This window comes from Bradyrhizobium erythrophlei, assembly GCF_900129425.1.
In the GTDB taxonomy this organism is placed as follows: Bacteria; Pseudomonadota; Alphaproteobacteria; order Rhizobiales; family Xanthobacteraceae; genus Bradyrhizobium; species Bradyrhizobium erythrophlei_C.
Window position 1 is genome coordinate 6063762 of record NZ_LT670817.1, and the last position, 23759, is coordinate 6087520.

Below are 23759 nucleotides of genomic sequence, written 5' to 3' on the forward strand. Positions count from 1 at the left end.
GAAAGCGTGCTGCTGGGCAGCGGTCACGATGATTTCGCTGGCTTGGCTAACGCCCAAACCCGTGGTTTCATCGTTTTTCGATGAGCAATCTTACATTGTACTCTAGCATATTTGGTTCTCCAGCGTGTATTTCAACCGCTGAAGCTATCCGGTCAAAGACAGCCATCCGTCTAACTTCTGTTGTTAAAATAATATCAGCCGGACCGGACGGCGGCGGATTGCGCTCCCCGAACCCCGAAATTGCTCCCGGATTTGGAAAATGGCAGGAATTCGGGGCCACCGCCGAGGGCAGTTCTGGACACCAAGTTTGGCCCGGCCCATCATCCACCGGCGCCAGTTGGGGGGCGAGCATAAATGGATGTCGGGACTTGGCTACGCGGTCTCGGCCTCGGTCAATACGAAGCTGCTTTTCGCGAAAGCGAGATCGACATCGACGTTCTGCCCGAGCTGACCGATCAGCACCTCAAAGACCTGGGTGTTTCGCTCGGGCACAGATTGAAGATGCTGCGGGCAATCCGCGAGCTTGCCGGTGATGCACCGATCAAGGTGCAGCGGCAGGACGCCGCCGATCGACGTCAATTGACCGTGATGTTTTGCGATCTCGTCGGCTCGACTGCACTGACGGCGCAACTCGACCCGGAGGACATGGGCGACCTGCTCCGCGCTTTTCAGGGCGTGGTCGCGACCGCCGTAGCGCGCTTTGACGGCCATGTCGCCAAATGGACGGGGGACGGCGCGACGGTCTATTTCGGCTATCCCCGTGCGCATGAAGATGACGCCGAACGGGCGACGAGGGCGAGCATCGCGCTGAACGAAGCTGTTGGCAAACTCGGTCGCGAACGGGGCGTCCCGCTGGAGGTGCGCATCGGCATTTCCACCGGCCTGGTCGTGGTGGGCGAACTCATCGGCGAAGGCGAAGCGCTCGAGCGCGGCGTCGTGGGGGATACGCCGAATCTGGCCGCGCGACTGCAAGCCATGGCCGAGCCTGGCAGCGTCGTGATCTCCGAATCGACGCGACGGTTACTCGGCAAGACCTTCGAACTGAAAGCGCTCGGGCTACAGGAGCTGAAGGGGTTCAGAGCTCCGGTTCCAGCCTGGTCAGTCGTGCGCGAGATCGAAAATGTCAGCCGGTTCGAAGCGTCGCGTTCGGAGGTGTTGACGCCGTTCGTTGGCCGCGAGCACGAGATCGCGCTGCTCCTTGACCGCTGGCGCAGTGCCACGGAGGGCGCGGGTCAGGTCGCGCTATTGTCGGGGGAAGCGGGCATCGGCAAGTCGCGCATCCTGGCAACGCTGCGCGAGCGCATCGGCAGTGAACGCCACCTTGCGCTGCGCTATCAATGCTCGCCGCATCACGTCAACGACGCGTTCCATCCGGTGATCGGCCAGATCTGGCGCGGCGCGGGTTTTGCGAGCGGCGAAGCACCTGCCGCGCGGCTGGACAAACTGGAGACGATGATCGCACGCACGGGCCTCGAAAGTGGCGGGATCACGCCTTACCTGGCATCCCTGCTGGCGATCCCGACCGAAGGGCGGTATCCGGCGCTCGAAATGGCGCCAAGCGAGGTGAAGGAGCGGACCATCGCCGCGATGATCGCTCTGGTGGTCGAGCTTGCGAAAACAGTGCCGCTGCTGATGCTGCTTGAAGACGCGCATTGGATCGACCCCACCTCACTCGATCTGCTCGGCCGGCTCGTCGAAAAAATACAGCACCTGCCCGTGCTGCTCATCATGACGTTCCGGCCGGAGTTTGTAGCTCCCTGGGTCGGCCGCGCGCATGTCACCGCCCTCTCGCTCAACCGCTTTGGGCGAAGCCAGGCCGTAACGATGATCGATCGCATTACATCGGGCAGGACGCTGCCCACGGAAGTGCTTGAGCAGATCGTGGCCAAGACCGACGGCGTGCCGTTGTTCATGGAGGAGTTGACCAAGAGCGTGCTCGAATCCGGCCTGTTGCGCGAGGAGAACGGGACCTATGTCCTGGCCTCCGCACTGACGCCGCTGGCCATCCCATCGACCTTGCACGACTCACTGACGGCGCGGCTGGATCGCCTGTCGCCGATCAAGGAGATCGCCCAGGTCGGGGCGGTGATTGGGCGCGAGTTCTCTCATAATCTATTGGAAGCGGTATCGCCGATCACGGGGCGGGCACTGGATGATGCCCTGCACCAACTGATGGAAGCCGAACTGATCTATCAGCGTGGTGACGCGCCGATGACGAGCTACATCTTCAAGCATGCGCTGGTGCAAGATGCCGCCTACGCCTCGCTGTTGCGCAGCCGGCGTCAGCGCATCCACGCCGACATCGCGCTGGCGCTGAAGCAGCATTTCGCCGACGAGGAATATCCGCCGGCCATTATCGCCCATCATTTCACCGAGGCGGGTCTCGCCGAACAGGCGGCGCCCTGCTGGTTAGCGGCGGCGGAACTGGCGCTCTCGCAGTCGGCCCCAACGGAAGCGGAGCGTCACGCCAGCGCCGGCCTGGCGTTGATCCCGCGCGTGAGGGAGGGACCGGAACGCGACGCCCTCGAACTGGGGCTTCTGGTCGCCCGCGCCAACGCCCTGGTGCCGCTGAAGAGCATTTCCGCACCGGAAACATTCGTCGCCCTGACCGCGGCCAAACAGCTGCTGGACCGAGGCGTCGGCACCAATTTGCAGCGCGTTTCGATTCTGTTCGGGCTTTGCTCCGCCACCACCCTAAGGGCGCGAATGCAGCCGGCGCTCGACCTCGCCCATCAGATCATCGAAGTCGCCGAACGGCAGGACGACCCGACCTACCAGCTTGTCGCCTACCGTATGCTCGGCACCAATCAATATTATGCGGGGCAGAACCGCGAAGCGCTCGAGAGCCTGCAGAGGGGCAAGAAATACCGCGACCCGCGCCGGCAAAGGGCGCTCAGCTACCGTTTCGGATGGGATCCAAGCCTCGCTGTTCTCTGTTTCGAAGTATTGGTGCGGCTGTCACTCGGCCTTCTCGACAGCGCCGCGCAACTCAGCGAACAGGTGAGAACCGAAGTTTCAAGCCACGGGCATGCCACCACGATCGCCTCCGCCACGTTTTGCGCCGGCACCTGGCCCCAGCTGGTGCTGGGCGATCTTGAGGCATTGGAACGCGATAGCGCCGAGCTCGCTGCCTATTGCGCCGAAAAAAAGGTCGAGCAGATCCGCCTGCTGGCCAGCTATCACTACGCCTACGCCCGCGCCATGCGCGAACCGGTTGAGGCAAACATCGCCGCTCATCGCGCCGCCCTCGATGGGGTCCGATCGGCGGGTGGGCTCATCGCCAGTTCCTTGCTTCTATGCAATCTCGCCGAAGCTTCTTTGATGGCGGGTGATGTGGCCCGAGCCGGGGCGGATCTGGAAGATGGCTTCGCCTTCGTCGAACAATCCGGGGAAGGTTATTGGCTTGCCGATTTGCATCGGCTCAGCGGGCATGTTGCGCTCAGGCGGCCGGGGCCGGACCGGCTGCGCGCGGAGGCCTTTTTCAAAAAAGCAATTGAGGTCGCCCATAACCAGGAAGCCCGCCTACTCGAACTGCGCGCTGCGACAGACCTCGCCCGGCTTTGGCGCGACACCGCGTCGGATCGTGATGGCCGCGCGCTGCTGGAGCCGATCCTGGCCACGATCGAAGGCGGCGAGACGACCAGCGATGTCCGCAATGCACGCGCCTTGCTTGCAGGGATCGTTTGAATGAGAGGGTCTTCCGCGCGGCCGTGATCGGCAGCCGTCGCTGCCTGGGCATTCAAATCGACAAATGTCGTAACGTTTGCAAACTTGGCATCAACAGGAATGCGACGCCTTGCAGTCTCACGAAATCAATCAGTCCCTTGATCGCAATCGTGCCCTTGTCGGTGGGAATGCTGAAGGTTGTTGATGCACTGGGTATCGACCGGTTGCCGACCAGGGGATCCTGGCCGTGTCGGTCGCGGTACACGTCGCTGAAATCGGTCTTTCCGATCCAGCGGGTCAGGGAATAGATCTGTTGATTGATATTCGCGCACAGGAACATTCCGACGATTCCGCGATCGCATCCGTCGTCCGTCTCGCCGGTCAAGGGTGGCCCATAAGGCGATCCACGGCGCAGCACACGCGGGAATCCGGCGGGAAACATGGATTTGTTGACAAAATTCAGCGGCTGATCCCGGCCATTAACAATCCGGATGTGCGCGGCGAAAGGGCATTTGAGCCCGTTGGGATCATCCGCATATCCAAAGTCGTTCGCCGTCGCCAGCGCCGGGTTCATCCCGTCGGGAGACAGGCTTAAAGGCGTCCCGTCGCGCCAGCGCCCCATCAATTTTGCCGCAAGCCATTCCTCGGCATCGCCCTGCGGCAAATGAGGTGCGGCGACGGGAGCCCGCTCCCTGAGAAATTTGTTAAAGGCGGCCACATCCTGATGCAGCCAGAAATATCCGACATATGATCCATCCGTCGTCAGCGCCTTCCACGGATCGTCTTTCGGAAACGATTGTGCATTTTCCAGCCAATCGCCAAGCAGGAATTGTCCGCGCGGCAACAGATCCGGCCTGTCGGGGACATCGTCCCAGTTGATCGGCGGATGCGAGATCCCGTCTTCATAACCGAAATGCAGCTTACGCCCGTCATAGGCCCTGCCGGTTATTGCCTCGCCACCGGACGAGGCAAACAGCTCCCGCAATCCCGTCCTGGCCGCGGATTCTCGAAGCCATGTTGTTGTGCTTTCGAGGGCCGCTTCGGTCATGCAGTAGAGGTGGCAAATCAAATCGATGTCGGCGCTTTTGAATTGCTGTCCCCACCAATTGGCCGGTGCACCGGCGCCGAACGCGCCGAGGGATTCCTGATGCGGATCGTCGCGAAAATCCCAGGGAAAAGCCGCTGCCGCCTGATCGACGCCGCCGTTATCGTCGAACGCTCCGATTTTCACCAGGCCGGTCCAACTGATGGCGATATTGATGAGCGGCTCAGGCGTTGCGCTCAGATCGCGACCACCGTGCGCTACGGAATCAACCCATTCCCTCACGAACGCGCGTGCACCCTTCTTGTTACCGATCGAAAAGATCAGATGCCGCGAGATCGGATAGGCGCAGGGCTTCAGGATTATGGCCTGAACATTGCTCCGATCGAACGGCCGGCCCATTGATTCCTCCACTGCAGCAGCGCTGCACGGGCGATCGCCGCCAAAGACAGGAAGAGCTATCGCGCGCGACGCGCCCCTAGTCGGCGAGTTTCGCCAATATGTCTTTCACTTCCCTCTGGCCGTAAGCTGAAAACAAATACCCCGCCACACCGCCGTTAGCATCGGGTTCACCTGTCGTCGATTCGCCGAGCGATCGAACCTGCAGAACTTTCGAAGCGTTGAAAAAATCGTTCTGGTTGTTGATTTGATCCCAGGGCGGGGCACCTTCCGCGAGAGAAAACATCATTTTGAACACGTCGGGCAGATTTACGCGAAAGAATTCCGTGTAGGCCAGGTGATCTCCGTCATACTCGGTCAGGACCATCATATAGCGATCGTCAATCACCAGGATGCGGGCGAAATGAACGAGCTTGCACGACGTGAGCACCGAGTCGATCGCTGGCTGAATCTGGCTGGCGAAAACCTTTTTTACGTCCTGGAGTTTCTGAAGTGTCTCAGCGTCCTGCTTGATTTTAAAAGTCAAATTCAACGCATGTGCCATGGCCTTGTTCTCCTCGCTGCGGGGTCCTGTTCGGCTGTATTCAACACGCGAGGAAGCGGACCCTTACGTTCCATTCCGCGCCGGATCGGCCCACCCAGGACCGCCCACAATTTCATTGCAAATATCAAGTTCAACCAGCAAACTGCACAACGACCGGTTCAGAAACAGGTCATGTGCAACCTCTCAGTATAGAGGCCAAAAAACATAGAGGCCAATAAAAATATTGAAGCCAAGAAATGACCGTTTTGATTTTAAGCGGGCTTTTCAATGATCAACGCCCTACTCGCTCCGCTCCTGGCTATTTTTCGCGATGCCCGGCAGTGGCTTTCCGGACTTGCCGGTCGGAGCCCTGCTGGTGGGCGTACGACGGCGTTAACCGCCGACCCGAAGACACGATGATTGATCGATTGCATCATAGCGCGAGCTATACCGCGCGATAACTTTGGAGGAGAATCCGATGTCGCAAACTGCCGATGGACCGAGCCTTATCGACAAGCTGCGTAGTTTTGAAAGGACAACCGCTCAGGGCCTCAGTTCGATGTGGGGTTTGGTGCTTGACCACCTTTCCGAAAAACATGCCAAGGCTGCAGGCTCCTGGGCGGTCGAGCAGGAAGGCGGCGTCGGGCGCACCTCGGATGGCATTCTGGTGACCAGCAAAGAACTGGTGATGCAGGTTCTGCTCAACGCAGACGGAAATTATACCATCGAGGGCTATCAGGCGCGCATGAACCAAAGCATTGGGCTGATTTATCTCGGCATGGATTGGGGACCGGAATACGTAAAGCAATCGACCAGATCCAACGAAGCGATTGGAAAAGTCACCAGGAGGGAGGCGTTCGAACGCGCACTGAAGGAGACGCGTGCCGCGCTCGCTGCGTTGCCAGATCCCGGCGCCTTCGACATCCAGGAGATTTCGGATGTCGTCTTCGCCGCCTTGTGCAACTATTGGTTCGATATACCCGACGGGGAATTCGTGAGGGCGGGTGGCTTTCGGTTGGCAAATGTTCTTCCGCCAGGACGCTGCCCGGGCGATTACACCCCTCCTTCCGGTTACATTGTCCATCCCGACCCGGATGTCCTGCTCACCTTCCTCGGCCAACGAACCGGCCAGATCCTCAGGGAGGCGGTCGGCAAGTTCGTGGCTGCGCGCCGCGCCTCGGGAAACCCTCCGCTCGGCTCCATTACCAAGGCGCTGTTCGAGGAATTTCCAAACAGTCCCGGCGATGACGACCTGCTGGCGCGGACCATTGTCGGGGTCATGATGGGCGCGCTGCCGACGATCAACGGCAACCTCGTCACCATCGTAAAGACCTGGCAAAAAACCGCGACGCTGCTGGCGCTGCAGGCAAAGCTCAAAAGCAGCACCGAGCCTGACGAGTTTGTTCGCGCCCACGAGGTGATCGAACAGCCGATGCAAGAGACGATGCAGATGACGCCCACGCCGGACGCGCTGTGGCGCATGGCGGTCAAGGACCACACGCTCGGAACCACACATCCGGTGCAGGTCCATGCGGGCGACAAGATTTATCTCAGCGTCGTGAGGGCCACTCAGGAAGACCTCGGTAACGGCATCACGGACGTCCATCCGCTGTTCGGCGGCAATCGAAGCGTGTCGCCTCATCCGACCCACGCCTGCCCAGGGTTTGAGATGGGATTCGGCATCTTGCTTGGCGTCGTCTACGGGGTTGTGGACTGGCGACCCAAAACGAGCGGCGGCTAAGGACGCAATGGCTCAACAAAAGCCCCGGCCGATGCCGGGGCTTTTTACTTTGCTTGTTAGAAACTGAATCAGTACAGCCGGCGACGAGACGGCAAACCCGTGTTAACGCCGGACCAAGTCATATCGAGCACGCGTTGACGAAATAGCCGCACGCGATGGCCTTCTAAAATCCAAAAAGCGGCTTCTTTCGAATGGAACTCGCGGCGAGCAACCCTGAATTTTCTTGATTGCCGGCGAAAAACCACGAATGTCAATCGCGCACGCTTTCCGATTCAATTGATCTCGAACATCAAAGGATTTCATGGCCGAACCCATTCGCTTGGAGACCAAGAAGACCAAGACCGTAAAAGCCAAAAAGCCGGTGAATATGGTGCTTCGGTTGCTCGGGCCGGGCCTGGTGACCGGCGCCGCCGATGACGACCCATCGGGCATCGCAACCTATTCGCAAGCCGGGGCGCAGTTTGGTTACGGCCTGCTTTGGACGGTGTTTTTGACAACGCCGTTCATGATTGCAATCCAGTTGGTGAGCGCACGCATCGGCAGGGTAACCGGCAAGGGACTCGCCGCCAATGTGATGGAGGTGGCGCCGCGCTGGCTGGTGCTGGCATTGGTTTTTCTGCTGGTCGCAGCCAACACGTTCAACATCGCGGCCGATATCGCCGCGATGGGAGAATCGCTCTCGCTTGTGATCGGCGGCCTCAATCACGAACATGCTCTGATCTTCGCAGCGGCATCGACCTTGCTGCAAGTCTTCGTGCCGTACCGCCGGTATACACCGGTGCTGAAATTTCTGACCCTCACGCTGTTCGCATATGTAGCGACCGCGCTGACCGTGAACATTCCCTGGAGCACTGCGCTGCTGGCGGCGATCTGGCCAAAGCCCACCATCAACGCGGACTATTTCCTGATGGTGGTGGCCGTTCTGGGTACCACCATCAGCCCCTATCTGTTTTTCTGGCAGGCTTCGCAGGAAGTCGAGGAAATGAATCAGGGCCGAATAAGCCGTCCGCTTCGGGATCTGACCAGAGGGGGTGACCCGGAGCTTGACCGCATCAAGATCGATACAACAGTTGGCATGATCTTCTCCAACGTGATCGCCTTCTCAATTATTCTGACCACCGCCGCCGTTTTGAACGCCAACGGCGTCACCAACATCAACTCGGCAACGCAAGCTGCCGAAGCCCTGAGACCGCTGGCAGGTGATTTTACTTTTCTGCTCTTCGCCCTCGGTATTATCGGCACGGGCATGCTGGCGATCCCGGTGCTGGCCGGCTCCGCTGCCTATGGAGTGTCCGAAGCCTTCGGATGGCACGCCACGCTGGAAGCAAAAGCTCCGGATGCAGTCGGATTCTATACGATTATCGCAACCGCCACCGTTATCGGATTCGGGCTCGGCTTTACCGGAATAGATGCCATTCACATGCTGGTCTGGAGCGCCGTGCTTAACGGAATCGTCGCGGTTCCGATCATGGCCATGATGATGGTGATCGTCACGAATTCCAGACTGATGGGACGGTTCAGAGCCAAGCGCTGGCTAGTTGTTTTGGGTTGGGTCGGTACCGGGTTGATGGCGGTAGCGGTTGTTGCTTTGTTTTGTTCGTTCCTCCTGGGATAGGAGGCTAACTCGCATAGAGCGGTTGCGGCTATTTCACCCGCCGGCCCTGATAGAAGCCCTTGTTCGTCGTATTTTGCTTGATGTTGGCAGTGTCGCCCTGTTCGGCGGTATTTTGCGCATGATCCTCCTTCACCGAGGTATCACGGGCGGCATCCGCATTGGCGGGTTTGGGTCCCTTGTTGCTTCGATTCCCTGGCGGGATGGGCGGCATATGACTTGTCATCGCGGTTCCCTGCTATTCAAAATGGTCTAGCACCGACTCAAGTTTCGCCTCGGACAATCGTTCGGTGTCATCATCGGCTGATTTCACGCTTGCGTCGCGGGATCAATCAAGCCAGCCTCACCGCACGCCTCAGTGCGGTTCTAGCAAAACTACGCTGACCAAAGTTGTGCCGTTGCCAATCATATCGAGTTCGCGCGCGGCAGCACGGCTTACGTCGATGATGCGACGACGGCCATAGGGGCCGCGATCCGTTATCCGCACGATAACGGTCTTTCCGTTACGGAAATTCGTCACCAGCACGTTTGTGCCAAACGGCAACGTGCGATGAGCGGCTGTAAGTCCCGTCGGACCTGTTACCTCGCCGCTCGCAGTGCGACCGCCGCCGTAGAACGAAGCCATTCCGTTTTCAGCGCGAAGCGAGGTCGTAGCCATTGAAAGCAACACAACTGCTACTGCTACGGACAATTTTAAGACACTCATCGGTTACGAACGCCGGATGAACAACTAAGTTCCCGCTACGGCGCGCCTATAGTTGAACGTTGGGCCTAGATGGCAATCTGCCGCCCGATCTCGACGACCTGATCGGTGGGGAGATTGAAGAAGTCGCTGATATGGACAGCGTTGCGCTCCATCACAGCGAAGAATTGCTCCTGCCAGGCGGGCAAGCCTTTGCCGTCCTCGCGTCCGATCACCGTCTCGTGGCCGACGTAATAGGTGACATCGTCGAGGTCGATCGTACACCCCAGCGCTTTGCTGGCGGCGAGCAGTTCCGGAATATGTGGCCGCTCCATGAACCCGAAATGCGCTTCGGCGCGCCAAAAATTCGGTGCGACTTCCGTAATTGCAATTCGGTTGCGGGATGCGACCCAGGGCACTGACAAGGTATCCACGCGCAGCACGAACAGATGCTCGTGCAGGGCGCGGTTATGCTTGACGTGCCAGACCATAACCGGCGGCGTATCCCGGTCGGTCCGGGTCGGGAACACGGCCGTGCCGGGAACGCGCGGCATGTTTCTTGCGGCGATCTTGGCCATGAATTCCGGGACCGGGATCAGCGCTTCGTGTATCCGTTCCGCGACAGCCGCGGAGCCGCGGTGCCAAATCCACATCACGCTGTAGACCAACACAGCCAGGATCAACGGGACATATCCGCCCTCGGCGATCTTGGTGAGATTGGCAAGAAAGAAGGCACTGTCGACGACAAGAAAACACCCCGCGACTGAGCCGGCAGCCAACGGGCTCCAGCCCCAGATCTCGCGCATCGCAATGAACAGCAGCGCCGACGTCATCAGCATGGTCAGCGACACGGCGATGCCGTAGGCGGCCGCCAGATTGTCGGATTTGCCAAAGCCGATCGTCAACCCGACGGTCACAATCATCAGCAGCCAGTTGACGGCGCCGACGTAAATCTGCCCATACCCTTCCGATGAGGTCTGCTTGATCGAGAGGCGCGGCAACCAGCCGAGCTGGATCGCCTGCCGTGTCATCGAGAAGGCGCCGGTGATGATCGACTGACTGGCGATGATTGTCGCCACCGTCGCCAGCACAATCAGCGGGATCAGCAGAACCGCGGGACAGAGCCGAAAGAAGATGTTGCCGTCCGTCGGGGCGCCTTCAAGCACGAGCGCTGCCTGTCCTGCATAGTTCAGGATCAGGCTTGGAAAGACCACCGCGAACCAGGCCAGTTTGATTGGTCCCCTGCCGAAATGTCCCATATCGGCATAGAGCGCCTCGGCGCCGGTGACGCAGAGAAATACCGCGCCCAGCACCAGAAAGCCTGTTGCGCCATGCGAGAGCAGGTAGGACAGGCCGTAGGCGGGGTTGAGTGCGGCGAATACGGAAGGATGCTGCACAATGCCGGAAATCCCCATCGCCGCCATTGCGAGAAACCAGACCAGCATCACCGGGCCAAACCAGTGACCGATCGATGCGGTTCCGCGTGATTGAATCGCAAAGAGCGCGACCAGGATGGCGACGGCGGCGGGAACGACACAGGGCTGCAGGGCGGGTGTCGCCATGTTGATGCCCTCCAGCGCCGACAGCACCGAGATCGCCGGTGTAATGGCGCCGTCACCGTAGATCAGTGCCGCTCCGAACAAGCCGAAGGCGACGATGGTCGGCCGATGCTGCTTCTTCACCCCCAACAGGGCCATTAAGGCAAGGATGCCGCCCTCGCCGTCATTGTCGACGCTCATGGCAAACGAGACATATTTCACGGTGGTGATGATGAAGAGAGTCCAGAGCACCAGCGAAAGCGCGCCGAGGACAACACTTGCGTCGGGCGAAGCTTCAGCCGTGCCAAGAATGGTTTTGAACGTATAGAGCGGACTGGTTCCGATATCGCCAAACACGATGCCGAGTGCCGACAGGGCGAGAACGGGCAGCTTGCCCTGCGGAGGTTGCCGGGCAGTTTCGACCGCAAGGGGTGCTGGAGTTTCGCTCAATGTGCCGCCAATTCTGTGATGGTATCAGCAGCAGATAAGCCGAACTCAGAGCAACAGCCAATCGGTTTCGTGCAATTATCGCCTTCCATTGCGACAGCTAAACGACCGACGGGCCGATTGTTCCAACCGACCGCGTGCTTCCGGGCCCTATTCCGCGGCCAGCCCGAACCCAGTCGTTTGCCCGTCGGGGGTGGCGATCAGCCGCTCTGGGACCAGCAGCAGGGTTGGAAGGATCAGGGCATAGACGATCGTGATCGCGATGACGCAGACCGTAAAGCCGCCGAAGTGGTCATAAAGGCTGGTCCCGAGAACATCACCAAATCGCGAAACGACGAAATAGAGGCTGCTCGACATCATCAGCGTCGTCCCCTGCAGGCCGCGAGGGCAGGAGCGAATGATCAAATCCATATAGGCGCCGGTGGCGACTCCGCCCATCAGGCCGATGGGTACCGCGGCGATCAGGGCCCCCGTCATCGTATGAATGAAAAGCAACGGAATCATCTGTGAAACGGCAGCAACGGTCCCCCACAACAACAGCGTTTTGAGGGGAAACCTGCGGCAGAGAAATCCGTACGCGATGAACGTCGGAATGAACGAGGCGGCGAAGATCGCATTCCACTGCCCCCATTGGGCATCGGTGGCATGCAGGCTGTTCTGCAGGTGATACTGAAGCGGGGTGGCCGAACCGGGCGCGAAATTCCAGAGCAGCCAGATCAGCAGAGCCGGATAAATCGGCCGGTGACGGACCAGCCGCTTCACATCCGCCATCGGGTGACCGTCGGTCACGTTTTCGACCCTGACGTTGTCGAATACCTCTCGCGGCTTCGACAGCGCATAGAGGGCCACGGCGGTCATGATCGCTGCGCCTACAAGAAACAGGATACGGACGGCCTGATCAGGGTTTTTGACTTCGAGCAGGTCACTAAGCGAGCCCCCGATCAGCAACGCCACCACAGTGGGAATTGACAGAAAGACATTCCACACCGCGCTGATTTGCCCGGTCATCGCGTGTTGCTGTCCGATCGCCGAAGTCAGTCCGTTTTGAGCGCTGGCGACAAAAAGGAATGAGGTCGTCAGCAGGACGACGGCGGCAAACAGTGTTGCGTAGCCCATGGGCGTGAACGCGAAGAAAACGTAGAGCAAGGCGCTGATTCCGCCGAACACCAGCATAAATCCGCGATCCCGCATCCCGAGCGGATTCCATGTATCGCGGATAAATCCGAACACAAACGAGAGATATAGAGGGATCGCAGCTGCTAATCGGAAATTGGCGACCTCATGCGCTGTCAGGTGCAGCCTATTCTTCAGAAAGAAGCTGATCGGAATATCGATCAGGCCGCCTGAAGGTCCACCGAGAGCCAACAGAACGATCAAGATGCCGAGATAAAGAAAAATGCGCAGGCGCACCGGACGTGACAGGTCGGCGGGACCGACAGCGACAGCCTCCGCCGTGTCTGCGGAACGGTCATCCGGCGTCGCACGCGATCTGTCCTCAGGAAATGACAAAGCGAGGCATTTCAAATGTCACTCACGGGTATCGCACCCCAGGGTGCATTTGCGGCAATCACCCTGCAAACGCTGCGATGGCCGCGATCGCTGCCGCGGTCGCAACGCTCAATGGCCAACCGCACGCGCCACCTGGGCAGCGAGTGACTCAGCCAGCATGTGACAGCCCTCGGGAGTCAGATGCACGCCGTCGGGCTGGTGTGGCAATCCACCAAACATGCTGTTTCCGAGCATGATGACCGGAATATTTCGGGCAGAAAGGCGGCTTTGAATCTCCGCCGTCCGGTCAACCGTTCCCTTTCGCCGGTCGTTTCCACCGGGTTGCAAAATAACGGCACTCGTCCCCTTCGGTACGGCCTGGTCTAAACGTCTCAGCATCCCTTCCGTGGTGTCGCCGTTGATCCCGGCATTCACCACGTGGACGCCGGACCCCCTCGCCCGCAATATTGCCTCGAGCTGCGCGGGATAGGCCTGGTTGCGCGCGACGCCCTTGCCGTAGGTATTGCTTGCACCGAGCGCTACGACCGTGGCCGCCTCCGCCGGTGTCCCAAGCAGCAGGATCGCCCCGAACAGCGTCAAGCATCCAATGAGCATCGGGTGAAGAAAACGTGCTTTCATATTTTTCTCGTTGAAAAAATCGCTGAAAATCGAACGAGTGAGACGCCTGTTGGTACCTGAAATCAGAAGGCCGGGGAAGCTCGATGCCGTTGGCCGTCGCCTCATAAACGACGGTGCGTTGATGACTCTGTGCTTCTACACCAACCCTAATTCGGCCGGATGGACCCCCGCAAAAATCCTTCCAACGCTCGCGGCTCTCAGCCGAAACACGCGCTGGCACAGCCATGCGAACATCGCATGATAGTCGGTCAGGACGGGATAGTCCCGGTTTTGAAAAAGATTTGCCAGGTCGATTTTGACCTGTTCGCCGAGAATACGGCCGCCATTAATGCCCCCAGCCCATCGCCCAATAGACCCCCTGCCGTGGCCGTGATCCCAGTTCTCCCGAAGATCGGCCAAACCCGGAGATCACGACCACGACAGAGCCGCCCTCGGAATTGGTCCTCTGGAACAAATTTTCTCCCAAAGGCTTATCCGGAAATGACCGATCCTCTCGAACAGATTCTCGCTCCAGCCGTGGTCGAACGGGCCATGAGTATCTATGAGAGTTTTAGAGACCGTCAGCATGCCGATATCGTTCAGGCGCGCAAAGCGCTCACCCGGCATGTCTACGGTTTGATCTGCGGCGGAGAGACCAGCGGCGAACGGCTGACGGTTTCAGGATTGACCTACCTGAAGCAGCTAGAGCGCGAACGCCAAACCGTTAGGCGAAAGCTGGGCAATCGATGAAAATCCGCAAGCACTCAGAGAGCCATCTGGTGGAACTCGATGACGGATCGAAATGGCAAATCTTTCCCGGTGACCTTGACGTTACCCTGAACTGGCAGCCGGACACGGAGCTGAACCTGGTGCGCATCGCGAACGATGCCAGTTCCCATGCGCTCGTCAGCGAGAGCGACAACAGCAGGGTCCGCGTATTGCCGCAGGACGAGAACTGGCCGGTGAAAGAAGTGAAGAACACTCTCAAGGACGGCTGAGGGATCGGCTAAGTCACAAGAAGCACGGCGATAACCGCACTGGCGATCAACGCAGAATGCCGGATTTCCAGCCGGGTCAGTCCGATGTCGTTGTGGGCGACGTGTCCGAGCATGACGGCCACCAGAGCGGCGCAACCGGCCAAGACGGTAAGCGCGATCATCAAGCCCAGCCGCTTCCTCATGACCCCAGGATCCCCCTCCGAAGCTGCTCTAACCCGCCAGTTCCGAATACCGCGTTGTCGGTACCTCGGCCTCGATCGCCCGCTCCTCGGCGATTATCTTCGGCTTGCGCAACCAGACATAAATCTGGGCTGCGATCAGCACGACGCAGATCAGGAGGAAGAAGGCGCTGATCGGACGATCGATAAAGGTCGTCAGATCGCCGCGCGAGATCAACAGACTGCGTCGGAAGTTTTCCTCGAAACGCGGCCCAAGCACGAAGCCAAGCAGGATCGGCGCGGGGTGGAAATCGAGACGCAGCAGGATGTAGCCTGCAACACCTATGACCAGGGTCTCGCCGACCTGGAACATGTCGTTGTTGGCGGCATAGACCCCGATGCAGACGAAGAACATCGCGCTCGGATAGAGGTAGCGGTAGGGGATGCTCAGCAGCTTCACCCACAAACCGATCATCGGCACGTTGAGAACAACCAGCAGGATGTTGCCGATCCAGAAGCTCGCGATCAACCCCCAGAAGATGTCCGCGTGCTGGCTGATGAGCTGGGGACCTGGAACGATACCGTGAATGATCAGCGCGCCCAGCAGCAACGCCATCACGGTGTCGCCGGGAATGCCGAGGCTCATGGTCGGGATGAAGTCGCCCTGCACCGAGGAGTGCGTCGAGGCCTCGGGACACGCGACGCCTTCGATGGCGCCGTGGCCGAAACGTTCCGGCGTCTTCGATATCTTCTTCTCGGTGGCGTAGGACACAAATGACGCAATCGTCGGTCCGGTACCCGGAATCAGCGCACAAAGACTGCCGATAAAGGTGCCGCGGATCATCGGCCAGAACGCCAGCTTGAGATCGGCCTTCGACGGAAACATGTCGGAGATTCCGACCTTGGCGTATCTCATATCGACGGTTTCGGTATTGTTGATGCTGTTCATGAATTCGGCGATACCGAACATGCCGAGCGCCAGCGCGATGATTTCGACGCCGTCGAACAGTTCGGTGATCCCGAAGGTAAAGCGGGGCTGCCCGGTCTCGATATCGGATCCGACGATACCGACCAGCAGGCCGAGAACCGTCATGGCGATGCCCTTGAGCGGCGATCCCTTCGCCAGTGTCGAGCCTGCGAGCAATCCCACCAGCATCAGTGAACAGACTTCGGCGGGCCCGAATTCGAGCGCCATCTTGACGAGGAACGGCGCCAGGAAAATCATCTCGGTGATGCCGAAGGATGCGCCGATGAAGGCGGCGATGATGGTGATACCCAGCGCTGTGCCGCCCTTGCCCTGCTTTGTCAGTGGAAACCCATCCAGACAAGTCACGGCGTGAGGCGGATGACATGGCAGGTTCAGCAGAATCGAGCAGATAGCTCCGCCGTATTGGGCGCCATAGTAGACGCCGGACAGCATCAGGATCGCGGGCACCGGCGGCATTCCGAAAGTCAGCGGGAGCAGAATTGAAATCGTTGCGACGGGTCCCATTCCCGGCAGCACGCCGACGAGGTTGCCGACCAGCACGCCGAGAAAGCAATACATCAGGTTGTGCGGCTCAAGCGCTACACCGAAGCCGTACCAGAGATCGGTAATTGCAGTTGAAATCACAGGTTGACCCCCCGCAGCAGCGGGAACGGAATGCTCAGCAGATAATGGAACAGCAGCACACCGAACACAGTGACACCGGCCGCCAGGATGGCCGAGGATTTATAGGTGCCCGTCTTGTCTCCGAGCGCGCAGACAAAGACGCAGGTGAATACGGCCGGGATCATGCCGGCGTAGGTGCCCAGGATGATGAACAGGATCGGACCGCCGATGATGCAGAGCCAGCCGAACCATTGCGGGTTGTCCGGAAGGAATTTCTTGTCATCGTCTTCCGACGGTCCCAACGCGGTGCCCGCGATCAGGATGCCAAGAAATGCCAGGACGATGCCCAGCATGACCGGCATGAATCCGGGGCCCATTCTGGCGAGGCTGCCGAACTTGTAGCCGGCACCTGTCACGGCGGCTCCCACGCCGAGCAGAAGCATCAGTCCGCCGGCATAATAATCGCGTTTTAGCTTGAAATTCCCCAGCAAAGGTGTCCTCCCAGGACGGTTTTTGAGCGTTTTGACCCTACCCGTAGAGGCGAGGCCTGTCGATATAGTCCGGGGAGCGGACATTCATCAAGCCGGAACGGCTGTTTGGCGCCGCGACGAATTGGCCGATTTCGATTTCGAGCCAAATCCCCGCGACCGTGGCCTGCGAACGAAGATGACCGTTGCGCGTTGAGCCGAATGCCCAACAAAGCAACACCACCCGTGGAGAGCACCGGGCCTATGGGAATGCAGCCGGCGGAGCATGGCCGGTCGGCGCCGATGCAGATGCTGCCGGCGATGCCGGGCGCCAAGGGAGAAATGAAGGAAGAAGCGGCGGAAGAGAGCAAATCGACGCCCCCCGAGAAGAAACCGCGAACTCGAACCGAAGCCGTTCGCGCCGCGCGCGCCAGAATAACCCGGCGGAAGTCCCTGCGAAAGCAGCGGGACGCCCAGAAGGCCTAGGGGAGCGCCGTCCGCGCGCTGTCGGGGGAGCCCTAGCTGTGTCGCGTTCGCGATCGAGGTATTGCAAATAGATAAGCCTGTGAACGGACAGGCAATGCGGATCATGCTTGCCTTCCATAAAGACCTTCCAAGGATGCTGCGACAGGCGCCCCCGGGTACCCTGTAGCTCAATCGGGCTCGCCTCGTACGCCCTGGTAGTTCGATCGCGCTTCGGACCGGTTGCAATCGCCTTGGGTGACCCGGCGGGCCCATGCGGCGCTACGAAAGTCGACCTTGGGACGCACGAAATCAAAGGGCGACGGCATTTCCGTCTTAGAGGGGTATCGATCGTCGCCCGCCTTCCCTGAGGTAAAGGCAGCAGGCGTTTTCGTTCCGAAAAACTTGCAGCTTCCTTGAAGCTATTTTAGGGGGGCAGACCGGCCGCAAGGGCTTTGCTTTGGCAGAACACCGCCGGGCGCTATAGCCCCCAAAGGCCTAGGCTCCAATCGCCGCTCTCAGTGCATTGACTATTGAGAAATGGCTGGGGGCGGTGACCCAGGGGTCAATGACGCGCAATTCATCATCGGCCCGCCTTCGCGCGACCCGTACGCGGTCGCCGGGTGCTGCCAACTATTCGCTGGTCATTGCCGCCGGCGTCGGGTGAGAAGTCATTCCGCCCGAAATCTGCGATGCTATGAGAAATGCCGCAACGACGGCCGGCAGGCTTATAAGCCTGAGAAATTGATCCACCGAGAGCATAGCGATCGTCCCCCCAAGAGCCGCTTCAGAAGGCTGAGTTCAATTTACCCTTTGCGCGGCCTGCTGACCGCTGGTCAGAAGCTGGTCTGTGTAGGCCGCCCCGGAAATCGCGAGCAGCGCCAAAATCGATATAACGGCCAGTGTCCTCATACCGCGATCGTCGTTTTCGATTGTGGCCAAAAGCGTCAAAGCTTGGCGCATTTTTGAGGCCAACAAGGGAAACATCGTGGCGGCTACTAAGGTGCCGGGACGCTTATTCGAGGCCCCTCGTCAGGGCCGAGCGCCTTGGCGGTCTTGAGATTGACCACGAGGTCCAACTGGCTGGATCGCTGGACGGGAGGCAATTGCCGCCGATGTCATACTCGAAATCGGTAAGGCCGTGATATTTCCGCCCTACCCCGCGGGCGTTCGGCGGACGAGTATTGCCATCAATTGGTCGGCAGCCTACGCCGCTGCGGCGGTCCCGCGCGGACTCAATACGTACTCTTTAAGAACCGTGTTTTTGGCATCGACTTCGACGAGCGATACGTCATAGCTCCAGAGATCGGCAAGATGCTGAAGCACCCGCCTGGCGTCCGTCTCGTTCAATTGGGCGTCTTTCACGACGGCATGGCGCAACATCAGCCGGCGATCGCCGGCCAGGTCGACGTCGACCACCTCGATGTTGGGATCGATGAACCCTACGTCGTACTGCCGCGCCAATTCGCGGCGAACACGACGATAACCGCGCTCATCATGAATAGCATCCACTTTGACGCCGGCGCGTTCGTTCGGGTCGTCATGCAGATGGAACATTCGCAGATGTCGCATCAAGCGTGGGCTGAGGAACTGACTGATGAAGCTTTCGTCGCGATAGTTGGCCCAGACATCGCGCAGCACCGCCATCACGTCACCGGTTCCGGCGATGTCGGGGAACCACTCGCGATCCTCGTCGTCGGGATTTGAAACGATGCGTTCGATGTCCTGCATCATCGCGAAGCCGAGGGCATAGGGGTTGAAACCCGAAAAGCGCGGATCGTCGAAATCAGGCTGAAACACTACATTGGTATGCGACTGCAGGAATTCGAGAAAATTGCCGTCGGAAATAAGGCCCCGATCGTGCAGCGCGGTCATGATGCGGTAATGCACGTAGGTCGCAGTGCCCTCGTTCATGACCTTGGTCTGACTTTGCGGATAAAAATACTGCGCGATGTGGCGCACGATCCGGAGCAATTCGCGCTGCCAGGGCTGCAGGCGCGGCGCCGCCTTTTCGAGGAAATACAGGATATTTTCCTGTGGCAGTCCGAGCAAGCTGCGGCGTCGTTCGCTGCTCAGCAATTCCGCGCTCTTGACCGGCCCCGTCGGAACGGTCCGCCACAAATCGTTGAATGCGCTCTCTTCGTGCAGGCGGCGCTCTCCGGCGCGCTTTTCTTCGGCGCGAAGATCGAGCTTCTTTTTGCCGGGATAGCGATCGATCCCGTGCGACATTAGCGCGTGCGCGGCGTCGAGCGTCCGCTCCACCGCGAGCCGGCCATGCCGCTCGTCGCATTGCGCCACGTAAGCCTTGGCAAAGTCGAGGTAATCGAGAATCCCCTCGGCGTCCGTCCATTGCTTGAACAGATAGTTGTTCTTGAAGAAATGGTTGTGGCCAAACGCCGCGTGAGCGATCACCAGCGTCTGCATGGTCGCGGTGTTTTCCTCCATCAGATAGGAAATGCACGGCGAGCTGTTGATCACGATCTCATAGGCGAGGCCCATGAGGCCTTTGCGGTAGAACGTCTCGTGGTGCGCGAAGTGCTTGCCGAACGACCAATGCTTGTAGAACAGCGGCATGCCGACCGACGAATAGGCATCCAGCATCTGCTCCGCGGTGATGACCTCGATCTGGTTGGGATAGGTGTCGAGGCCCAGTTCGGTTCGCGCAATCTCCTCGCAGGCATCGTGGATACGCTGCAACTTTGGGAAGTCCCAGTCCGCTCCTTCAAAAAGGTGTTCGGCTGCCGCGGTCATGGCGCGGTTTTCTCCTGCTTGCGGCGACGGTGAAACAGGTCGTGAAAGACCGGAAAGATCTCACTGCGCTCGCTGACCTTGCGCATCGAGAGCGGCGCGCCGTCGGCGCGCAAGCGCTGATACAGCGCCCAAAGCGATGACTCGGACATATCGAACGTGCTGCCACCGGCCTCTCCGACTTCCAGGTAGGCAAAGAACTGGCTGACCGGAAGTATCATCTCGGTCAGCAGCCGGCCCACGGCAGCTGCATCCGAACTGGAATTATCGCCGTCGGAGGCCTGGGCGGCATAGATGTTCCAGTCCGCGGGACGAAACCGCGACCTGACGATCTCGTGCATCGCCTGCAGCGCACTCGACACCAGGGTGCCGCCGGACGCCGGGCCGTGAAAGAACGTATCCTCGTCGACCTCTTCGGCCCGATCGGTGTGGCGAATGAACACGATCTCGACATGCCGATAGCGCCGCGTCAAAAACACGTAGAGCAGCATGTAGAAGCGCTTGGCCAGATCCTTCATGTGTTCGGACATCGAGCCGGACACGTCCATCAGACAGAACATCACGGCCTGGGCCACCGGCTTCGGCACGGTTTCGAAGCGGCGAAATCGGATGTCGATCGGATCGATGAACGGAATCCGGCGAAGCTTTGCCTTCAATGCGTCGATCTCGGCCATCAGTTCGATGCGGCGCGCCTCGTCGCAATCTGCAAGTTCGGCCTCCAGTTGAGCGATCGTCTCCGGCCGCGGCCGCCGCAACGCGACCCGCCGGGCCAAAGCGAGCCGAACCGTGCGGCTCACCGAAATATTCGCGGGCGAACCGGAGGTCGAATAGCCGGCCCGGCGAAGTCCTTCGCTTTCCGCCTCGGCGAGCTTGCGTTTGGCGAGATCCGGCAATTCGAGATCGTCCAGGAACAGATCGACGAATTCATCGCGGCTTAGAACGAACCGGAACGCATCCTCGCCGTCGCCTTCGCCCGGCGCGGACGCTTTCCCGCTGCCTTGCCCCGAACGCGGAAGCATGTCGCCTTCGACGAACTTCTTGTTGCCGGGGAGCACCATATCGCGCGTGCCGCCTTCGCGGCGAAACCGCGGCTCATTCATCCCATCGAGCGGGATGCTGACCTCGCCGCCCTCCAGGACATCCTTGATGTCGCGTTCCTGGGAGGATTTCTTGACCGCGCCCTGAACCAACGACTTGGCGCGCCGCAAAAACCGCTGGCGGTTTTCCAGGCTCTTGCTGCCCGGATTCAGGCGCCTGTCAATGATGTGCATAACCACGTTGCATCCACCCTCAACCGGCTTGCTTCACCCGCATATACCATTCGACCAGCCGGCGAACCTGACGCTCGGTATAGCCGCGTGCCGTCATCCGCGCGACAAACTCGCCGTGCTTCTTTTCGGTATCGCCGTCCTTTTTCGTGCCGAACGAGATCACCGGAAGCAGGTCTTCGACCTGCGAGAATATCCGTTTTTCGATGACTTCGCGGATCTTTTCATAGCTGGTCCAGGACGGGTTCTTGCCGCTATTCTGAGCCCGCGATCGCAGCGAGAATTTGACGACCTCGTTGCGGAAGTCCTTGGGGTTGGCGATGCCCGCGGGCTTCTCGATCTTGGTCAGTTCCTGGTTGAGAAGCTCGCGATTGAGCAACTGGCCGGTATCGGGGTCCTTGAAGTCCTGATCCTCGATCCAGGCATCGGCATAGTCGACATAGCGATCGAACAGGTTCTGGCCATAATCCGAATAGGATTCGAGATAGGCCTTCTGAATCTCGTGACCGATGAATTCGGCATAGCGCGGCACCAGTTCGGCCTTGATGAATTCGAGGTAGCGTTTTTCGACTTCCTCGGGAAGCTGCTCGCGGCGGATCGACTGCTCCAGCGCATACATCAGGTGAACCGCGTCTGCGCCCAGTTCCGCGGTGTCGTGATTATAGGTCGCAGCCAGGACCTTGAATGCGAAGCGCGTCGAAACACCGTCCATGCCTTCGTCGACGCCGGCGGCATCCTTGTATTCCTGGACGCTGCGCGCCTTCGGATCGGATTCCTTGAGGCTTTCACCGTCATAGACCCGCATTTTCGCAAACAGCGTCGAATTCTCGTGCTTGCGCAGCCGCGACATCACCGAGAAGCGCGCCAGCGTCTCCAGCGTCGCGGGCGCGCACGGCGCCGCCGCCAGCTCCGATCCCTGAATGAGCTTCTGATAGATTTTCTGCTCCTCGGTCACCCGCAGGCAGTAGGGCACCTTGATGACGCAGATGCGATCGATGAAGGCTTCGTTATTCTTGTTGGCCTTGAAGCTTTGCCATTCGGACTCGTTCGAATGCGCGAGCACGACACCGGTAAAGGGAATCGCGCCGATATTCTCGGTGCCGATATAGTTGCCTTCCTGCGTCGCCGTCAGCAGCGGGTGCAGCATCTTGATCGGCGCCTTGAACATTTCGACGAATTCGAGAATCCCCTGGTTGGCGCGGTTCAAGCCGCCGGAATAGCTGTAGGCATCGGGGTCGTTCTGGGCAAACGTCTCGAGCTTGCGAATGTCGACCTTGCCGACCAGTGAGGAGATATCCTGATTGTTCTCGTCGCCGGGCTCGGTTTTCGCGACCGCGATCTGGCGCAAACGCGAGGGCTGGATTTTGGCGACGCGGAATCGTGAAATGTCGCCACCGAACGCTTCGAGCCGCTTGTAGCACCAGGGGCTCATCAGTCCATTGAGGCGGCGGCAGGGAATGCCGTATTTTTCCTCAATCATCGGACCAAGCGATTCCGGATCGAACAGGCTGAGCGGGCTCTCGAACACCGGACTGAGCTCGTCGCCGGCCTTCAAAACGTAGATTGGATTGACTTCCATCAACGACTTCAGCCGTTCCGCCAGCGACGATTTCCCGCCGCCGACCGGCCCGAGAAGATAGAGAATCTGCTTGCGCTCTTCCAGGCCTTGCGCCGCATGCCGGAAGAACCCGACGATGCGCTCGATGGTTTCTTCCATGCCATAAAATCCGGTGAAGGCAGGATAGACGCGCATGGTCCTGTTCAAAAAAATACGGCCAAGGCGGGGATCCCTGGCCGTGTCGATCATTTGAGGTTCCCCGATCGCAGCCAGTAGCCGCTCGGCGGCATTGGCATATCGCATCGGATCGCCTCGACACGACTCCAGATATTCCGCCATCGACATGTCGGTCTCGCTCCGAGCCTCGTAGGACCGGGCGAAAGCGTTGAACAGAGAATCGTTGTACATGATCCCTCTCCTGGTAAGATCAGCCGCACTGCTCGTCGCGCCGCTTGGGACCATGCCGCCGGAGCGTTGTCCGCATCGAAACGCGAATCAGCATCAGCACATGAGCCCATTGGACACGCGACGGTCTCCACCACGCAATGCAATACTTGTGCTAAAGGATCCGTCATCGCCAATATATGATATGATTCCTGCGCGTTGTAGCCGGTTCGCAACATCCGGATCAGCACAGTCGGCAGGGCTTGCCGGACGTTAACTAAGGCAAACGCCGCCAAAAGCTGGGCTGTTTCGGGACGTCATGGAAGCGATGCCGAGGCATCGAGCTTCCAGAAGTTCCGGGTGTGCTCA

The 23759-nt window shown here is 59.5% G+C and carries 20 protein-coding genes; 6 read left to right on the top strand and 14 right to left on the bottom strand.

Annotated features, from left to right (window positions below):
• Nucleotides 1-354: 354 nt before the first annotated feature.
• Nucleotides 355-3687 (top strand): AAA family ATPase, encoded by a 3333-nt coding sequence (locus B5527_RS29080; protein ID WP_079604576.1) that lies wholly within the window; start codon nt 355-357, stop codon nt 3685-3687.
• Nucleotides 3688-3739: 52 nt separating this feature from the next.
• Here the strand turns inward: B5527_RS29080 and B5527_RS29085 are convergent, their stop codons facing one another.
• On the bottom strand, nt 3740-5110 hold the full coding sequence (locus B5527_RS29085; protein ID WP_079604577.1) for a Dyp-type peroxidase: 1371 nt from the start codon (nt 5108-5110) through the stop codon (nt 3740-3742).
• Between the two features lie 76 nt (nt 5111-5186).
• The gene (locus B5527_RS29090) at nt 5187-5651 is read right to left on the bottom strand and encodes a hypothetical protein (RefSeq protein WP_079604578.1); all 465 of its coding nucleotides are present in this window, start codon (nt 5649-5651) and stop codon (nt 5187-5189) included.
• A 457-nt stretch (nt 5652-6108) separates the two neighbouring features.
• Between B5527_RS29090 and B5527_RS29095 the strand changes: the two genes are divergently transcribed.
• On the top strand, nt 6109-7371 hold the full coding sequence (locus tag B5527_RS29095) for a hypothetical protein (protein WP_154072591.1): 1263 nt from the start codon (nt 6109-6111) through the stop codon (nt 7369-7371).
• Nucleotides 7372-7738: 367 nt separating this feature from the next.
• Nucleotides 7739-8986 carry an NRAMP family divalent metal transporter gene (locus B5527_RS29100; protein WP_079607586.1) on the top strand — a complete coding sequence of 416 codons (1248 nt, stop codon included), beginning with the start codon at nt 7739-7741 and terminating at the stop codon, nt 8984-8986.
• Nucleotides 8987-9014: 28 nt separating this feature from the next.
• Here the strand turns inward: B5527_RS29100 and B5527_RS29105 are convergent, their stop codons facing one another.
• The 5 genes from B5527_RS29105 to B5527_RS29125 form a co-directional block, all read right to left on the bottom strand.
• Nucleotides 9015-9197 (bottom strand): hypothetical protein, encoded by a 183-nt coding sequence (locus tag B5527_RS29105; RefSeq protein ID WP_079604580.1) that lies wholly within the window; start codon nt 9195-9197, stop codon nt 9015-9017.
• A 141-nt stretch (nt 9198-9338) separates the two neighbouring features.
• A complete protein-coding gene (locus B5527_RS29110; RefSeq protein WP_245332302.1) occupies nt 9339-9608 on the bottom strand; it encodes a septal ring lytic transglycosylase RlpA family protein in 270 nt (89 codons plus the stop codon).
• Nucleotides 9609-9754: 146 nt separating this feature from the next.
• Nucleotides 9755-11653 (bottom strand): potassium transporter Kup, encoded by a 1899-nt coding sequence (locus B5527_RS29115; RefSeq protein WP_079604582.1) that lies wholly within the window; start codon nt 11651-11653, stop codon nt 9755-9757.
• A gap of 147 nt (nt 11654-11800) precedes the next feature.
• A complete protein-coding gene (locus B5527_RS29120) occupies nt 11801-13159 on the bottom strand; it encodes an MFS transporter (RefSeq protein ID WP_079604583.1) in 1359 nt (452 codons plus the stop codon).
• 108 nt (nt 13160-13267) lie between these two features.
• The gene (locus B5527_RS29125) at nt 13268-13777 is read right to left on the bottom strand and encodes a GDSL-type esterase/lipase family protein (protein WP_338065043.1); all 510 of its coding nucleotides are present in this window, start codon (nt 13775-13777) and stop codon (nt 13268-13270) included.
• Between the two features lie 480 nt (nt 13778-14257).
• On the opposite strand from B5527_RS29125, the gene B5527_RS29135 reads away from it, so the two are divergent.
• Both B5527_RS29135 and B5527_RS29140 read left to right on the top strand, forming a co-directional pair.
• Nucleotides 14258-14506 carry a hypothetical protein gene (locus B5527_RS29135; protein ID WP_079604585.1) on the top strand — a complete coding sequence of 83 codons (249 nt, stop codon included), beginning with the start codon at nt 14258-14260 and terminating at the stop codon, nt 14504-14506.
• The gene (locus tag B5527_RS29140; RefSeq protein WP_079604586.1) at nt 14503-14754 is read left to right on the top strand and encodes a hypothetical protein; all 252 of its coding nucleotides are present in this window, start codon (nt 14503-14505) and stop codon (nt 14752-14754) included. Before B5527_RS29135 ends, B5527_RS29140 begins: the two co-directional genes overlap by 4 nt.
• Nucleotides 14755-14762: 8 nt before the next feature.
• Here the strand turns inward: B5527_RS29140 and B5527_RS44660 are convergent, their stop codons facing one another.
• The 3 genes from B5527_RS44660 to B5527_RS29150 all read right to left on the bottom strand — a co-directional run bounded on the left by B5527_RS44660 (nt 14763) and on the right by B5527_RS29150 (nt 16994).
• Nucleotides 14763-14936 (bottom strand): hypothetical protein, encoded by a 174-nt coding sequence (locus B5527_RS44660; RefSeq protein ID WP_154072593.1) that lies wholly within the window; start codon nt 14934-14936, stop codon nt 14763-14765.
• Nucleotides 14937-14964: 28 nt separating this feature from the next.
• A complete protein-coding gene (locus tag B5527_RS29145) occupies nt 14965-16458 on the bottom strand; it encodes a tripartite tricarboxylate transporter permease (RefSeq protein ID WP_425305111.1) in 1494 nt (497 codons plus the stop codon).
• Nucleotides 16459-16520: 62 nt separating this feature from the next.
• Nucleotides 16521-16994 (bottom strand): tripartite tricarboxylate transporter TctB family protein, encoded by a 474-nt coding sequence (locus B5527_RS29150; RefSeq protein ID WP_245332303.1) that lies wholly within the window; start codon nt 16992-16994, stop codon nt 16521-16523.
• Nucleotides 16995-17234: 240 nt separating this feature from the next.
• Between B5527_RS29150 and B5527_RS29155 the strand changes: the two genes are divergently transcribed.
• On the top strand, nt 17235-17456 hold the full coding sequence (locus B5527_RS29155) for a hypothetical protein (RefSeq protein ID WP_154072594.1): 222 nt from the start codon (nt 17235-17237) through the stop codon (nt 17454-17456).
• A 777-nt stretch (nt 17457-18233) separates the two neighbouring features.
• Here B5527_RS29155 and B5527_RS29160 read toward each other — a convergent pair.
• The 4 genes from B5527_RS29160 to B5527_RS29175 all read right to left on the bottom strand — a co-directional run bounded on the left by B5527_RS29160 (nt 18234) and on the right by B5527_RS29175 (nt 23414).
• On the bottom strand, nt 18234-18419 hold the full coding sequence (locus B5527_RS29160) for a hypothetical protein (RefSeq protein WP_079604590.1): 186 nt from the start codon (nt 18417-18419) through the stop codon (nt 18234-18236).
• 219 nt (nt 18420-18638) lie between these two features.
• Nucleotides 18639-20183 carry a SpoVR family protein gene (locus B5527_RS29165; protein WP_079604591.1) on the bottom strand — a complete coding sequence of 515 codons (1545 nt, stop codon included), beginning with the start codon at nt 20181-20183 and terminating at the stop codon, nt 18639-18641.
• Entirely contained in the window at nt 20180-21451 is a 1272-nt protein-coding gene (locus tag B5527_RS29170) for a YeaH/YhbH family protein (protein WP_172842702.1), read from the bottom strand. Before B5527_RS29170 ends, B5527_RS29165 begins: the two co-directional genes overlap by 4 nt.
• Before the next feature lie 19 nt (nt 21452-21470).
• Nucleotides 21471-23414 carry a PrkA family serine protein kinase gene (locus tag B5527_RS29175; RefSeq protein ID WP_079604593.1) on the bottom strand — a complete coding sequence of 648 codons (1944 nt, stop codon included), beginning with the start codon at nt 23412-23414 and terminating at the stop codon, nt 21471-21473.
• Between the last annotated feature and the right edge of the window lie 345 nt (nt 23415-23759).

What these genes read in the sequence shown, in the direction of transcription:
- B5527_RS29090 (WP_079604578.1), bottom strand. Translation starts at nt 5,651, where the DNA reads ATGGCACATGCGTTGAATTTGACTTTTAAAATCAAGCAGGACGCTGAG.
- B5527_RS29165 (WP_079604591.1), bottom strand. Translation starts at nt 20,183, where the DNA reads ATGACCGCGGCAGCCGAACACCTTTTTGAAGGAGCGGACTGGGACTTC.
- B5527_RS29110 (WP_245332302.1), bottom strand. Translation starts at nt 9,608, where the DNA reads ATGGCTTCGTTCTACGGCGGCGGTCGCACTGCGAGCGGCGAGGTAACA.
- B5527_RS29080 (WP_079604576.1), top strand. Translation starts at nt 355, where the DNA reads ATGGATGTCGGGACTTGGCTACGCGGTCTCGGCCTCGGTCAATACGAA.
- B5527_RS29155 (WP_154072594.1), top strand. Translation starts at nt 17,235, where the DNA reads ATGGGAATGCAGCCGGCGGAGCATGGCCGGTCGGCGCCGATGCAGATG.
- B5527_RS29105 (WP_079604580.1), bottom strand. Translation starts at nt 9,197, where the DNA reads ATGCCGCCCATCCCGCCAGGGAATCGAAGCAACAAGGGACCCAAACCC.
- B5527_RS29135 (WP_079604585.1), top strand. Translation starts at nt 14,258, where the DNA reads ATGACCGATCCTCTCGAACAGATTCTCGCTCCAGCCGTGGTCGAACGG.
- B5527_RS29100 (WP_079607586.1), top strand. Translation starts at nt 7,739, where the DNA reads ATGGTGCTTCGGTTGCTCGGGCCGGGCCTGGTGACCGGCGCCGCCGAT.
- B5527_RS29125 (WP_338065043.1), bottom strand. Translation starts at nt 13,777, where the DNA reads ATGAAAGCACGTTTTCTTCACCCGATGCTCATTGGATGCTTGACGCTG.
- B5527_RS29145 (WP_425305111.1), bottom strand. Translation starts at nt 16,458, where the DNA reads ATGTATTGCTTTCTCGGCGTGCTGGTCGGCAACCTCGTCGGCGTGCTG.
- B5527_RS29095 (WP_154072591.1), top strand. Translation starts at nt 6,109, where the DNA reads ATGTCGCAAACTGCCGATGGACCGAGCCTTATCGACAAGCTGCGTAGT.
- B5527_RS44660 (WP_154072593.1), bottom strand. Translation starts at nt 14,936, where the DNA reads ATGAGGAAGCGGCTGGGCTTGATGATCGCGCTTACCGTCTTGGCCGGT.
- B5527_RS29085 (WP_079604577.1), bottom strand. Translation starts at nt 5,110, where the DNA reads ATGGGCCGGCCGTTCGATCGGAGCAATGTTCAGGCCATAATCCTGAAG.
- B5527_RS29170 (WP_172842702.1), bottom strand. Translation starts at nt 21,451, where the DNA reads ATGCACATCATTGACAGGCGCCTGAATCCGGGCAGCAAGAGCCTGGAA.
- B5527_RS29160 (WP_079604590.1), bottom strand. Translation starts at nt 18,419, where the DNA reads ATGTTTCCCTTGTTGGCCTCAAAAATGCGCCAAGCTTTGACGCTTTTG.
- B5527_RS29140 (WP_079604586.1), top strand. Translation starts at nt 14,503, where the DNA reads ATGAAAATCCGCAAGCACTCAGAGAGCCATCTGGTGGAACTCGATGAC.
- B5527_RS29175 (WP_079604593.1), bottom strand. Translation starts at nt 23,414, where the DNA reads ATGTACAACGATTCTCTGTTCAACGCTTTCGCCCGGTCCTACGAGGCT.